This is a genomic window from Ruegeria marisflavi (assembly GCF_025673445.1).
GTDB classification, from domain to species: Bacteria; Pseudomonadota; Alphaproteobacteria; order Rhodobacterales; family Rhodobacteraceae; genus Ruegeria_B; species Ruegeria_B marisflavi.
Genome location: NZ_JAOVQN010000045.1, coordinates 1 through 13745 on the forward strand (window position 1 = coordinate 1; position 13745 = coordinate 13745).

Annotated in this window: 9 protein-coding genes and 1 tRNA gene; 8 read left to right on the forward strand and 2 right to left on the reverse strand. The window is 58.1% G+C overall.

The features are described 5' to 3' along the window. The first annotated feature begins 27 nt into the window (after positions 1 to 27). Positions 28 to 104: transfer RNA gene (locus OEZ49_RS22525), tRNA-Met, on the forward strand. Between the two features lie 221 nt (positions 105 to 325). Here OEZ49_RS22525 and OEZ49_RS22530 read toward each other — a convergent pair. Continuing rightward, the gene (locus OEZ49_RS22530; protein WP_263390394.1) at positions 326 to 610 is read right to left on the reverse strand and encodes a hypothetical protein; all 285 of its coding nucleotides are present in this window, start codon (positions 608 to 610) and stop codon (positions 326 to 328) included. Positions 611 to 761: 151 nt separating this feature from the next. Between OEZ49_RS22530 and OEZ49_RS22535 the strand changes: the two genes are divergently transcribed. From OEZ49_RS22535 to OEZ49_RS22560, 6 genes are all read left to right on the forward strand, one after another. Continuing rightward, a complete protein-coding gene (locus OEZ49_RS22535) occupies positions 762 to 944 on the forward strand; it encodes a type II toxin-antitoxin system Phd/YefM family antitoxin (RefSeq protein WP_263390395.1) in 183 nt (60 codons plus the stop codon). 12 nt (positions 945 to 956) lie between these two features. Continuing rightward, positions 957 to 2399, forward strand: coding sequence for a DNA cytosine methyltransferase (locus OEZ49_RS22540; protein ID WP_263390396.1), 1443 nt, complete (start codon positions 957 to 959; stop codon positions 2397 to 2399). Between the two features lie 465 nt (positions 2400 to 2864). Next, positions 2865 to 4511: a hypothetical protein gene (locus tag OEZ49_RS22545; protein ID WP_263390397.1), complete on the forward strand. Its 1647-nt coding sequence runs from the start codon at positions 2865 to 2867 to the stop codon at positions 4509 to 4511. After that, a complete protein-coding gene (locus OEZ49_RS22550; RefSeq protein ID WP_263390398.1) occupies positions 4508 to 6028 on the forward strand; it encodes a hypothetical protein in 1521 nt (506 codons plus the stop codon). Before OEZ49_RS22545 ends, OEZ49_RS22550 begins: the two co-directional genes overlap by 4 nt. Next, positions 6025 to 11511 carry an ATP-binding protein gene (locus tag OEZ49_RS22555; RefSeq protein WP_263390399.1) on the forward strand — a complete coding sequence of 1829 codons (5487 nt, stop codon included), beginning with the start codon at positions 6025 to 6027 and terminating at the stop codon, positions 11509 to 11511. Before OEZ49_RS22550 ends, OEZ49_RS22555 begins: the two co-directional genes overlap by 4 nt. A 9-nt stretch (positions 11512 to 11520) precedes the next feature. Continuing rightward, the gene (locus tag OEZ49_RS22560; protein ID WP_263390400.1) at positions 11521 to 11970 is read left to right on the forward strand and encodes a very short patch repair endonuclease; all 450 of its coding nucleotides are present in this window, start codon (positions 11521 to 11523) and stop codon (positions 11968 to 11970) included. Positions 11971 to 12010: 40 nt separating this feature from the next. Here OEZ49_RS22560 and OEZ49_RS22565 read toward each other — a convergent pair whose 3' ends face one another. Continuing rightward, positions 12011 to 13066 (reverse strand): hypothetical protein, encoded by a 1056-nt coding sequence (locus OEZ49_RS22565; RefSeq protein ID WP_263390402.1) that lies wholly within the window; start codon positions 13064 to 13066, stop codon positions 12011 to 12013. A gap of 315 nt (positions 13067 to 13381) precedes the next feature. Between OEZ49_RS22565 and OEZ49_RS22570 the strand changes: the two genes are divergently transcribed. Next, positions 13382 to 13696, forward strand: a complete 315-nt coding sequence (locus OEZ49_RS22570; RefSeq protein WP_263390401.1) for a hypothetical protein — start codon at positions 13382 to 13384, stop codon at positions 13694 to 13696. Positions 13697 to 13745: the final 49 nt, after the last annotated feature.

The window sequence follows — 13745 nt, forward strand, 5'->3', positions numbered from 1 at the left end:
TCTAACACGATCTCAAAAAAAAACCGGCGCGGGATGGAGCAGCCAGGTAGCTCGTCAGGCTCATAACCTGAAGGTCGTAGGTTCAAATCCTACTCCCGCAACCAAGAAAACAAGGCCTCTGAGCGAAAACCAGCTCGAGGCCTTTTTTGTTGTGTCCGGCTGGTGTCCGATCGAGCAACTGTTCTGATCTACTTCGACCCAAGCCCAACCCTACCCGGTACACCTTTTTTAAAGCTTGCCGCAACCTTCGGTCCAGGCGCCATGCAATATCTGCTTACACCAAAAAACATAAAATCCATCTGGTTAACTTTGGTTCAAGCAATGTTCATGAAATACGACGTTGCAATTCGAACCCCTTTTGGTCCGCCACTTGCCCTCGCGAAAGCGTTCTCCACATCCGGCTGCGGATAGATTTTTCCGTTTTTTCAAAGGAGTTTGCGGGTGCGGCTGAGCACTGGCCCCGGCGCCAGGTGGTCCGGAAACGGTCTCTTGGGGCCAGTATTCTTTCGACCTCATGACTGCGCCGTTTTGGTGAATTATCTTCAAAGTACTGGAAAGACAGCAGAAATTGAGCGTCGCCGCTATGCACTTCGATGTCAGTGGCGTTCACTAAAAGTTCCTGAGATCCAACGCCCGTTCACCAAGACTTGGCGCATCAACGTATCCTTTGTCCTTCGCAGAAATGGCCGTCGATCTCGCGACTTCCTGATTGTGATATCGGCCTCTTTTGTTCATTGTGACCCAAAGCGGGGAGCAATGCCATGAAGGCCATGTCCGCACGGGACGCGAAGCATCAGTTCGGCCTGCTCATCGACACCGCCCGAGCCGAACCGGTGGTGATCGAGAAACACGGCCGCCCGGTTGTGGTGGTCGTGGCCGTGGAAGAGTTCGAACGGCTGACGACGCTGAGTGACGCAGCGACTGTCAAGCAGCGGGAAAGTTGAGGGTAAGAAGTAGTGGCCAAGCAGGCACAAAAGGATGGATTGCCGCCTGACCTGATCGGGCTTGGGGGCTCGGCTGGGGATGGGCAGCTGGGCGAACCCCTCGGCAGGGAAGCAGGCGAGTATGATGAGGTCAAGCAGGCGCGAAAATTTGTGGATCTGTTTTCTGGCTGTGGAGGGCTTTCCCTCGGGCTTTCCCTGGCGGGGATGCGTGGCCTCTTTGCAATTGAGCGCGACGAGATGGCATTTGAGACGTTCTCGACCAATTTCATTGGGGATGACTCGCCAGAAGCTTACCGCTTCATTTGGCCGTCATGGTTGGACCAACGGGCGTGGGGTATTGACGAGGTCCTCGGAGAGCATAAGGAACAACTCGAGCAACTGAGGGGTGAGGTCGAGGTTCTAGCCGGTGGTCCCCCCTGTCAGGGATTTAGCTTCGCTGGACGGAGGATAGAGGACGATCCCCGGAACCTACTCTTCAACAAGTATGTTGAAGCTGTTGAAGCCCTGCAGCCGAACGTGCTGGTCCTTGAAAACGTGCCAGGCATGCAGGTGGCCCATAAAAGTGGAGCGGTGGTTGACCTGCAATCGGGGCGCTCGCCGCGAAAGCAATCCTTTTACGAGAAGTTGGCTGCTAGTCTCGATACTGCCGGCTATGTGGTGAAAGCCGAACTCTTAGACGCGTCCCGCTTCGGAGTGCCGCAGAAGCGTTCCAGGCTTATCGCCATCGGCATACGAAAAGATCTTTCGCCATTTCTTTCTGGCGGCATTGATCGCGTCTTTGCTTTGCTAGAAGAAGCAAGGTGTCAGCAGCTGCGGGAGTTCGGGATAGGCGAGGTCATCTCTGCCGCAGATGCGATCTCCGACCTGGAGATTGGAGATCGCCCAATGGTTTCCTGCACAGATGCCCAATCGCCGCGTGGTTTTTTTCAGGCTACTCCCCGCTCAGCTATGACGACCTACCAAGAGCTCATGCGTCAGGGCGCCTCGGGCACTCCTAACAGCATGCGGCTAGCGCGCCATCGAGATGAAGTTCGCCAAAGGTTTGCCCGGATACTCCTGGAATGCCGCAAGGGCGTCCGGATGAACGATGAGGCGCGCCTCGGATATGGTCTCAAGAAGCACCGAATATACCCGATGTCCCCGACTGTACCGGCGCCGACGATTACGACCCTGCCTGACGATGTACTGCATTATTCAGAGCCAAGGATCCTTACTGTGCGAGAAAGTGCTCGCATTCAGTCATTCCCTGATTGGTTCGTGTTTAAGGGTAAATACACGACGGGGGGCGACCGGCGGACACGTGAGTGCCCACGGTACACTCAAGTCGGCAATGCCGTACCACCGTATCTGGCGCGTGTGATCGGGATGGCGGTATCGCAGGCGCTAAAGGAAATTGAGCTTGCAAAGGCAGTCATTGCAGGAAGCGAGCTGCGCACCGTAACGGCAGCGGAGTAGCGCATGACTGAAGGTATGCTTGCTCCGCGATTTCCCGCTCAGCTTCTTGACTGGGCCGGCAACCGGTCAGGAGGCGTGCGCCGTCCCTTCGATGAGTCTAGTGGCCGACCGGGCGAACGAGTTTTCAAGACGAACCTTCTGGCCAAGCTCGAACAGTGGTGCGCCGAAGTTGGCAGGGGAGTCCCAGAGGCACCACGCGTGGTCCTGCTCGTAGGCGGTCCCGGCAACGGGAAGACCGAGGCGATCGAGACGACTATGGGATGGATTGACGCCTCGCTTAATTGCGGAGGTACCCTAATAGGGGAACTCGCGAGCAGATTTAGTCCTACAGAGGGCAAGGTGCCTCGTATAGTCTCCGTCGACGCAGGTCGACTGGCTCGCCCACCACGCGGAGGCCTTGCGCTGTCGATCGTGCAAGATGCCTCCGTTGTTGCCGGCGCCACGGGCAAGTCAGCAGCTGAGCTGTTGCTTCAGGAACTTGGTAGCGCGCTCGCCGACGGCGCGACGGGGCTGTATCTTTGTTGCGTAAACCGCGGTGTGCTAGACGATGCGCTTATCTTGGCCGCGGAAACAGAGCAGTCTGTATCGCGCAGATTGCTGGAAAGTGTAACCCGGGCGGTCAGCCTTCTTCCCGACGCGCCATCATGCTGGCCCCTTGGTGGATACCCGGGCATCGCCGTCTGGCCGATGGACATGGAGTCTCTGCTGGTTTCCACGGATGACGGGGATCCGCCTCCAGCTGAGCAGGTCCTCCGACAGGCGCTCCAAACGAGCTTGTGGCCCGTTTATGGCGAGTGCGAGGCTGGTCAGCGATGCCCATTTTGCACCAGCCGGGAACAGCTCTCGCACCCTCGCGAGCAAACAGGATTGCTCGCAATGTTGCGCTGGTATGAACTTGGCAGCGGTAAGCGCTGGAGCTTCCGTGACCTATTTTCTCTTTTCTCGTATCTGCTCGCAGGCCACCGCCACGAGACGCGGGAGACAGACCTCATGCCGTGCGCCTGGGCCGCAAGCCTGTCCGTTGCAGACGAGCAGGCCGTCCGCAAGGCCAAGCCGTCGCCGAGGACCTCCTCGGCTATCTTCGAGCTAGTTGCTGGCCAGTACCATCATGCGCTTTTTCACCTTTGGGACCGAGAGGCCGGGCCGTCGTTGCTTAAGGACATCAAGGAGCTTGGGCTTCAAGACAACAACACCGCAATGGGATTGCAGTGGTTCTTGAGCTTCAGGCGATCTCCTTACCTGCCTACTATGATCGAAGGGGTGTTGGATAGCTTCTCGGGCGTTCTCGACCCCGCTCTCGCTTCCCCCGACACCACTGTCGAGGTAAGTCGCAACACGAGCTACCGGCTCCGCGACATCGATACGCGCTTTAGCCGCTCAGTCGCCGAGGGCTTGGAGCATGTTCGCAAGTCACGAATCCTAACGGCGCTTGAGGTCGAGCTCCTGCGCCGACTAGCCGAACTGGATACCTTTCTTTCTCGGCAGGATGTTCGCAAGAAGCGCCCCGCGACTGCGACCCGGGTCCAAAGGGTGGTGCGCGACTTCTCCTGTCGGCTGGTGCGAAGGTCAATCGGGGCTCGCACAATGACCGTCCTTGATGCTTCTGTCCTGCGTGAATTTCAGGCTGTCGTGGAAGACAAAAAAGACGACAGCCTGTTCGAAGTAGCACGTGAGATTGAGCTTTTGCTCAACAAAAACCAGGAGTTTGAGGTCTCCCTGACTACAACCTTTGGCCAGCCGCTTCCTCCTTCGAACGTGCAGGCATTGCTCGTCGTGCCGAGGCGGCACGTGCAGCCCGCTAACGCCGCCGCGGACGGGCGACCAGCGGCTCCATTGCGCTTTCTCGAGGTGGGAGAGGGTAATTCCGCGCAAGACGTTGCTTTGACCTATGACTTGTTCAAAGCGGTCAAGGATATCGAGCGAGGCATGTCCTATGCCTCACTCCCGCGTTCAGTGCTCGCGCTACTCGACACCACAGGCGCACGCCTCGCTGGCCCAATCGTACGGGATGCTAATGTTCTTCGTCGTGCCGAAATCCGGTTAGGCAGCGGCGTAACGATTGAGAAAAGGCGCTTAGGATTCGGTATGGTCGGCAGGAGCAATCGCCCATGAGCCTCGCGGACTTCCGGGACGCTCCCTGGGGCAAGTCGCATGCTGCTTATGGCAAAGGCGCGCTGGCAATGTCGCCAGCCCCGGAGTATGCGACTTCCGAAGTGGTCCTGTCGTCACTCTATCGGGTCATCGGGCTGCCCGGAGTGAGCGAGCGTTCCGTGCCCCCGCAAGGCACCAGACTGCAAGCGCAGATCAGGAAAGCGCGCGAAAAGGCATCCAAACCATCCAGCGGGACGCTCGATCCGGACGCTTTCGACACCCTGCTGAACGCGGTACTCGAGAGTCCCAAACGGTCGAACCAGTCCTCCAAACGCTTCCTACAAGTCACACCTCTAGTGCCACAGCTGGCCCTGTTTTCAGGCTCGCCAAGGCTAGCAGGTAACCCGTGGACTCCCGGAACTCTGGTCCGACGAATGATCTGGCTGGGTTCACCAAACCGATCAGCAGCGGAAGAGACGTGGAAGTATTTGTTCGAAGCGCTTGCAGTCTGCGACGATGACGACATCTTCGCCCGCTTCCTTCAATCGGAGGTGGAGGCATGGCTGCCGGAGCCCAACTGGGAATTCGTGCCGGCTCCGCCTGAAGCGATGCCAGACTGCCCGGATGTAGGCGGCGGGGCGTTTCCTGCACGCCAGTTTGTGCAAGACCTCAATTCAGTAATCGCGGCAAAGGACCTCCTGACACGGCGACAGTGGACAAGCCTCCTTGAGGCCGTACTGCGCCTCGGAACAGTGGCACACGTCGTATGGCTCTGCGAGGTGCACTCGCGCGTCTGGACGTGTCTTTCTGAAGCGCTGAATGGTACTGGACCAAGATCCGCGGCCGACGCCCGTGCACGCATGTATCCTGATCGGTTTTCGTTTTTGCCGCTTTCGAACAAGCCGCTACCCGGAATCCGGGACAGCATCTCCCGTTACCTCACGGCCAGACTAGGAATCAACGCGACCCTTTGGGCTCTGGAGGAAGCCGGGGCGGCGCCAGCCAATGTGCTAGGATCTGCCAATGGACTAGTAGAGGTATGCGATCAGGTTCGTAGCTTTTGCACGGGCGCTCGCTCCTCGGAAATCCGCGATACGGTTGATGATCTTGTCGACCGTGAGACTAGAACGCTCCTATGCCGCAAGGGCATAGGGTCGAACATAAACGAGTTCGTCACCTACAGCCTTCAACAGCGCCAGACAGCCAACCCACGCCTCAGAGGCTATGATCAGGGATACTTGCTGCGCAAGCAAGGACCACACACAAATAGCCCATGGGTTGTCTCGCCCGGACCGGTCGCGATTATTGCCCTCGTTCATTGCTCGCTCGCTGGCGTCGCGGGTCCACGCTCGGTGCATAGGCTAGCGCAACACCTAGCCCAGTACGGCGTCGCGATGGACCATCGCGACATCCCCCAGAACGAGCTTGGCCACCAACTCCGGATGCTAGGTTTGGTTCTGGATAGCCCCGACGCTGAGAGCGGCATGCTGCTGGTCCCGCCATTCCGCCCAAACACCAATAAAGGGGTCACCGAATGAACAGGTTAGCATCCGCACTGGCAGATCGCATCCGATCGCGGATCGGTGCTAGCGCAACCAACGAAGGCGCCCGCGAAATACGCCTGATATTCCTTGGGCCGCCGCACGAACTGATGTTTCAAGTTTTCGAAGATCTTATCAGGCAGCCGGAGAGCATAGCGTTGAAAGACTTGCCGTTTCTCTTGCAAGTCCCGCGCGAAGAGCTTCCGGAGGGCAATCCAGCCGTTGGGGTATCTGGCTGGTGCGACGAGGATCACCTTCTTGATCTTCGCAACTTGCCGAGGTCAGCGAGCTTCGTAGCGCTCATACCCCCTGGCGAGCACAGCATCCTGTCGGTCGGCAGCACCACAGACAAGTTCGGCGTTGCTGAAAGCAACAACGGCGGGAACACGACTTTTGAAGCTTGGTGGGACGACAGCTTCATCCAAAGCCTTGTAGTGCAAGCGTTATCCCAAGCTGGCGTACCCGACGCGCTTGTCGAGGACGGCAGGCGGCTAGTGGAGGCTGCAGCGCGGGCGGCCGACGAAGTGGAAGCCGGGAACTCACCCCGCGAGGGCGCTTGGCGGGTACTTTCGCGTCTGTTTTCCATCGATGCCGCCTCAGGTCTCCAGCCTGGCGTGGCCATCAGCCTTGCATGCGGCTTCCCGCCGATGCGCAACGGCGTGCTTGCTGCCAGGGAACAGATCGGAACACTCAAAGGTATTGCCGAGGCAATGTCAGAGGGCTTTCGAAGGAGCGTCGAGCGGCTGTCAGACGGCGCGAGCGATGAGGACCAGAGACATCTTGCGGCTTATCTGGAGCACGTCCGCTCAGGTTGTGAGGTTGCTACTACGTTCGAACGGGCAACGCCCGCCTACTACCGCCCCGCAGGACAACTTGCCTTGCCGGCGGTGCCTGATTGGTGGGTCGCTCTCGACGTCGAAAAATGGACTGAATTGTTGGCAGAGGGATCGCCTGACGGCGATCCTGACGGTGACATCGCCATGACCTGCAGCAATTCGCTGGCGGCGCTAGGCAAGTCCATGCCCGTGATTGTGTCTGGTCAGGTAGATCTGCGGATAGAGACAAACGGTGGCGATTCAAACGGTAGCCGGATCGGGGTTAACCGTACGCCCGCTGCAGGCAATGGATTGATCGGGGACGTGGCCTCAGGCAGCGTCGAAACTCTATCCGACCCGACACCGCCAACCCACAAGCTGCCGCTGACCTACAGGGCGATGGCGCAGGGCTTCAAGCCCGCGTCAATCAAAGTTGTTTCGCTCGCCACATGGCAGCCAGGAATTGTTGTGGCCTGCCGGCTTGCCCGCAAGTTTTCACCACCTCGCAAGCCTGCGAAGCGTGGCAGAGGCACGGGAGCTGACTGGGAGGCAGGCCTCAGCGTACCGGGACCTGGGCGGTACGAGTTGCTCGTTTTTGTTTCACCTGGCGTTACTATCGATGTATCGGCCTATGTCTCGGCCGATCAGGGAGATGGGAATGCAAGCACACCAACACTTGTCACCCTCCGGCAGGCAACGCCCGAAGTCTACCGGTCGGAAATAGAGGCCGATGGTAACTGTCAGCTTGACCTGCGTTTCTCGCGCGCTGGGAAAGATGGCAAACTCACGCGCGAGACTTGCCGCACATTTATTACTTGTGATGATGTCCCAGAGGTGGGCTGCCGAAGCGAGTTCGAACGCCTAATCAAGGTTAACCGGCGCCAGTTGGAAGGCTTCGATGCCAAGGCTGTTATCACCGTGAACCGTGCCGTCAGATCGACGATGCTTCAAGACTGGATTCTTTCCCCTGAAGCGATCCGGTCGTCATACCAGCCGATTGTTCTGGCGGAAGACTATGGAGAGCACTGGTCGCCGCCCAACTGGAACACCGGCAGCGGACCAATACTCTCTCGCGGAGCGTTCATTCAAGACTCCCGTCCGGCGCCAGTTGAATTCAACCCTCCATCCGAATTTCTGGATGCCCGTGAGGAGATTGCGGAATACGTTCGCGGCGACGGAGACCAATCGGGAGTGTTCGAGACTGCACGATTGGGCGAGTGGGCGCTGCGTGACGATCAGTTTGCATCGGCAGTCGAAAGATACGTGGATGCCTACCATAGGTGGATCGCGTCAGATCCAGAGGTTGCTTGCTGGGCAGACGTCATAGCAATATCGAGTTTAGACGCCAGCCGGCGAAGCCTCGCGCGCGAGCCGGTCGCAATCTTGCTCTCGCCCATGCACCCAATGCGCGTAGGCTGGCATGTCGCGGCCCAGCGCATCCTCGTCGAGGCGGACGAGGCTGGGAAACCTTGCCCAGCTGCAAGCGTCCTAGATCCCGATTGCGTGCCAGATATTCTGTCTCTCCACCTTCGGTCGCCCGCCGGTGTTGACCAAGTAAACTTTATAGCGGTCGAGAACGGCACTGACTACTGGTCTGTTCTTTGGAACGGGCGAGAACTAGAGAAGCTGCCGGAGCGCTCGCTGGAAGCACCATTCGGCGATGTCTTCGGCATCAAAGTCGGGGGAATCTCTGTTGGGTTCAGTGCCGCGCAAGTCATGCGCGCCCTCGACGACGTGTCCGACTTGCTTTCGGCGAAGCCTGTCGTAGCAGTTGCAGTTTCAAGCGCGGGCGGAACTACGGATGCGTGCAATGAAGGGCTGGTGGAATGGTGCGCCTCGCGGTTTCAGGAGGATTCCCGGAGGCCAAGGAGCAGGGCCGTCGGCCCCAGGTTCGTAGAGGTGTTTGACGACCGCCCGCAAGGTTCACGGCCAGATGAGGCGACGCTCTCGAACCTGTCGGAGGACACCGGCAATAGTGTCCGGTGGTATTCCGGCCAACCCGAGGGCGCAGTACCGGACCTTGGCATCATCGCCCAGTTGGATATGTCTGAGCCCCGTTCAGAGAGCATGGACGGCCGTACGCCTCTCAGCGCTGGGGGGATGATCAGGCATCGCGTCAGAAGGCAACTGCCGGGTGCGTTCCTCGCCGAGTCTCGCCAGTCGACTACATCCGAACCCACTGGCGATATTCTGCTCGACAAAGTTGCAGCCCTGCTTTCCGCGGTTGAGAACCTAGGGTCACTCCGTACGGGCTTGCAGTTCGCGCCAAACGTTCACGAGATCCAGCATATGCTCAGGGAGCGCCGTACCGACTTCGTCGCAGTGTCATCGGCGGCAATCGACCCAGCTTGCTTCCTCGGTGGCTGGCTCGAAGGTGCTTATCTTTGGGACTTCGACCTACCGTCTTACTCCCATAGAGCGGGTGACACGAATGGCTACTACCTTTTGTCCCAGGTTACCGACGCGGACCGGGACTCGCTGTCGCTCGCGCTTGCGCGGCTACCTGATTGCGACAAACTGGACCCAGAGAAAGTGCAGGACGTCCTTTTGGAAGTCGCGCGGCGCGGTATCCCGACCATAAAGGGCCTCGCGGGCGACGACAGTGGGGCAACGGGGGACCTCGGAATATTCGTGGGCGTGCGTCTCCTTCAGGACCGCTTCCGAGGCAAGCATCACACATGCGATGGACTCTTGCCTGTAATTGGGGGAACGGCCGAGGACGCCACCATTGCGATTGTCGTGCCCGTCGATCCGTTTCGCGGATACATTGGGGACCTTTGCCGGGCTCTCGGAAAGGAACGGGGCGACCTAACGCAACTTCGGCCAGACCTTGTCGTTGTTGGCATCGATCTCTCGGGCGGAAATGTCCGGGTTAAGATCACGCCGATCGAAGTAAAGTGCCGGCCAACTTCCCGTTTCAGCCCTAACGAGGCAGTCGAGGCGCTCGACCAAGCAAAAGCGCTGTCACACCTCCTGTCCGCAATGCAGCGCCACGACAAACAGCCCCGGCTTTGGGCCATTGCTTACCAGCACTTGCTTCTTTCGATGATCGGTTTTGGGCTGCGCGTGTACAGTCAACATCCTGACGTCGTCGGCCACACTGCACGATGGTCCGAGTTCCACGAGCGAATTGCGCGCGCAATCCTCGACGAAAGCAACTGCGTGGAGGTCGATACTCGCGGGCGACTGATCATTCTGGATGACAACCCCTCGAGCAAGCCGCAGGACTTCGACAATGATGGCTTTGAGGAGACCATAGTAATCGGTCGCGGGGACGCCGGTGAGGTAGTGGCTGGCGACCCGGCTACGTTCTACGATACGGTTCGAGCACGGCTGGACGACTGGCAGCTAATGCCAGGCCCAGAGCCCGAAGCTGAAACTCGGGCCACCCCAGATGTTCCCGAAGAGGCAGCGCCCGCCGGGGTGCAAGATCGGGTCGGGGTGACTAGCGAGGATCTCCAGGTAACGCCTTCGCCCGCCGAACCATTGCGCGGAAAAGGCCACCAGCGACTCCCAGAGCTCGTGGGCAAGGGTGTCATACTTGATGTCGGGAAGACGATCGATGGCTTTCGCCCCCGCGACCTCCAGTTGAACATATCGGACACTCGCCTCAACCAGCTCAACATCGGTGTAGTGGGCGACCTCGGCACTGGCAAAACACAGCTGCTGAAATCCCTGATCGCCCAAATCGCGTCGTCAGGTCCAGAGAACCGCGGGCATCCACCGAGATTCCTCATCTTCGACTACAAGCGGGACTACAGTAGCGACGACTTCGTCGCCGCCACTGGGGCCCGGGTCGTCCGGCCTCACCGCATACCCCTAAACCTATTCGACACTCGTACTAGCGGCGACGTACCTGCACCATGGTTTGATCGGTTCCGGTTCTTTGCGGATGTGCTAGGAAAGATCTATTCTGGGATTGGCACTGTGCAGCGTGACAAACTAAAGCGTGCAGTCAAGGAAGCCTATGATGGAGCAGCCTCAAACAATCCCCCTACACTGCGTGAGGTCCACACCGCCTACCACGACATTGTCGACGGCAAGCCCGACTCCCCGATGTCGATCATCGGCGACATGCTCGACATGGAGATCTTCGAGGAAGATCAATCAAAAATTGTACCGTTCGACACTTTCCTCGACGGAGTCGTCGTTATAGCGCTTGATGCTCTTGGTCAGGACGACCACAGCAAGAACATGCTGGTCGCCGTACTACTGAACATGTTCTATGAGAACATGCTCCGGACCCCCAAGCGGCCCTTTCTTGGTAAGGATCCGCAGCTGCGAGCAATCGATTCCTACTTACTTGTCGACGAAGCCGACAACATCATGCGCTATGAGTTTGACGTGCTGAGAAAGCTACTGCTTCAGGGGCGTGAATTCGGTACCGGTGTAATCTTGGCCTCCCAGTACCTTCGGCATTTCAAAGCTGGTGGCACCGACTACCGGGAGCCACTACTAACTTGGTTCATTCATAAAGTCCCCAACGTAACAACAGCCGAACTGTCGGCTCTGGGCCTGTCTGCTACCGCTGCCGAAATGGCGGAGCGCATAAAGGGCCTGGGGAACCACCAATGCCTTTACAAGTCCTTCGATAGTCCAGGCGAATTCATACGGGGCTACCCATTCTTCGAGCACATACGGACCCGGGTAGGTGGTGAGCAGTAGGACGACGCGGTGGTCGATTTCTTGAGCCCTTCGGAGCGATCGGAGCGAATGTCGCGGATCCGCTCATCGAACACTGCGCCGGAAATTGCACTGCGTCGCGCTATGCATGCCATAGGCTTCAGGTTCAGGCTCCACAGCAAGGGCTTACCAGGCAAGCCTGATATCGTCCTGCCGCGCCATAAGACTGTTATCTTCGTTCACGGCTGTTTCTGGCACCGCCATAGCGGTTGCAAGATCGCCACCACGCCAAAGACCAATACTGAGTTTTGGGTAGAGAAGTTCGACCGAAATGTCGTGCGCGATGCGCGGACTAGGGAACAGCTCGAAGGTTTGGGATGGAGGGTAATCGTCGTCTGGGAATGCGAGCTGAGGTCCGCAAATCAGGTGGCTGGGGCTGTGCGCAGAGTCGTGGATGAAATTTGCCCGGAACGATTCGTGGGAGCTCCGGCGGGAAACTAAGCCGTATCCATCTGAACGGCCCCTGGACCCCAGGCCTCGGCTAAGCGCGGGCCGCTCGCTGCTCCCACCAGTCCGATGGAAACGGTTCCAGCAACTTCGCCAGTGTGACCTCCGGCCCCTGCGTGCCGTCCAGGATCGCCTCAACGATGTCCGGGGCGAGCAGGGTCGCCTCCCCGCCCGCCTGCGCACTCAGCTGCTTCTCAGCTCGCTCAAGCTCACCAAAGAAGGTGCACACCAGGGCGGTTTGAAATGCCACTGTCGTAAAGATGTTTTCGTAGAGATAATTCAGGAGCCGGATGACATTGGGATGGTACTCACCATCCAGCTTAAGCTTGCCCTTATCGGTGAGGTCCTTGAGATATAGCTCAACTCGTTCCTGACGGAAGCCATCGATAGCGACTTCCATGCGGCTTGCGGTCGCGTCAAGGTTACGTTTGAGCTCCTCGATCTTCGGCACATCGGTCTCGAACTCATTGTTGTCGAGGCGCTGCTTGAGGCTTTCACGATGTGCTTCAAAAACGCGGCTGATCCCTTGGCCCTCAAAGAGGATTGGGCGCAACTTGCGATCCTCGTTAGTATCAAGGCGGGTCTCTAGCGCGAGGACAGCCCGGCTATGGACCTCAAAAGGTTTGAAACGCTCGAAGGTCGATACGACGTAGCGGCCATATCGCTCCTCAAAGCTAGTTGCGAGCGTGTTTGCCGCCTTCACCGAGAAGGATTTGCGGCGGGTGTTGTCGGCCATCTCAGCGCCCAACAAATTGCGACCATCAAGCCGCTGCATCAGCCCGTATGTATCAAGGTCCTGGCGTTTATAGAACTTGCCGACTCTAGGACGGGCCACACTCACATCGCTGTCACGGTCATTCAGCATCAGATGCTCGATTATATAATAGACATGGTTCACACCGGTCAGAGCGATAGGCGTGGTGATCTTCATCCGATCTTCAAACTGATCCAGTTCGACATTGAAGATCCGCAGCGAGTGAGGTGAACGGTTGTCTTTCTGCTTGATCACGCGCGCATCATCAATGTCGCGCTGCATGATCTCGTCAAAATCCAGATCCTCAAAGTCGAACAGCTCCCGCACAGGTGCCATGTGGTTGAGCACTCCTTCATTCGACCCCGAACCGAAATCGAGACCCACATGTGTGAGGAAATACTTCACTTCCAGTGAATTCTGCCCAGAACGTCCCGTAAACCTTCTTCCCTAATAGCGCCGAAAAGCCTTCGGATAGTGCGAGAGGCGAGCGGTCGATCGGTTGAACCCTTGTGAGGTCAAGTCATAAGTGATTCAATTTTTTGAGGCGCCTTGTCCGACAGGAATTGACACCCAACGTGGTTATTGAAGAACCTGTGACCTGACGAGACGATTCTGCTCTGGGTTGCGCTCATTCACGATTACAAGGCGACCATGAGGAATCTCGACGGCGACATCCTTTTTTCTGCGACCGACCTGATGCGGTTCATGGGCTGTGCCCATGCGACAACACTCGACTTGATGCATTTGCGCGGCGAGGGGCCCGAACCAGGCGAGAGCACCGAAGATGCAGTACTGCTGCAAAAGCAAGGCGATGCTCATGAAGCGGCGTATCTGGAGCGGTTGAGGGCATCAGGCAAGACCGTCATCGAGATCGCACGTGGGGATCTTGCGTGCAATGCGGAAGCCACGCGCTCAGCGCTGGAAGGTGGTCCCGAAGTTGTGTTGTTGATTTTTGCTGAGAAGTGACCCGGTAGCCCCATAATTTTCCACCGAGATTTGACCCATGTGAACACGC

Excerpts from the sequence above, each read along its gene's own strand:
- OEZ49_RS22535 (WP_263390395.1), top strand. The coding sequence starts at position 762 with ATGAAGGCCATGTCCGCACGGGACGCGAAGCATCAGTTCGGCCTGCTC.
- OEZ49_RS22550 (WP_263390398.1), top strand. The coding sequence starts at position 4,508 with ATGAGCCTCGCGGACTTCCGGGACGCTCCCTGGGGCAAGTCGCATGCT.
- OEZ49_RS22555 (WP_263390399.1), top strand. The coding sequence starts at position 6,025 with ATGAACAGGTTAGCATCCGCACTGGCAGATCGCATCCGATCGCGGATC.
- OEZ49_RS22565 (WP_263390402.1), bottom strand. The coding sequence starts at position 13,066 with ATGGCACCTGTGCGGGAGCTGTTCGACTTTGAGGATCTGGATTTTGAC.
- OEZ49_RS22570 (WP_263390401.1), top strand. The coding sequence starts at position 13,382 with ATGAGGAATCTCGACGGCGACATCCTTTTTTCTGCGACCGACCTGATG.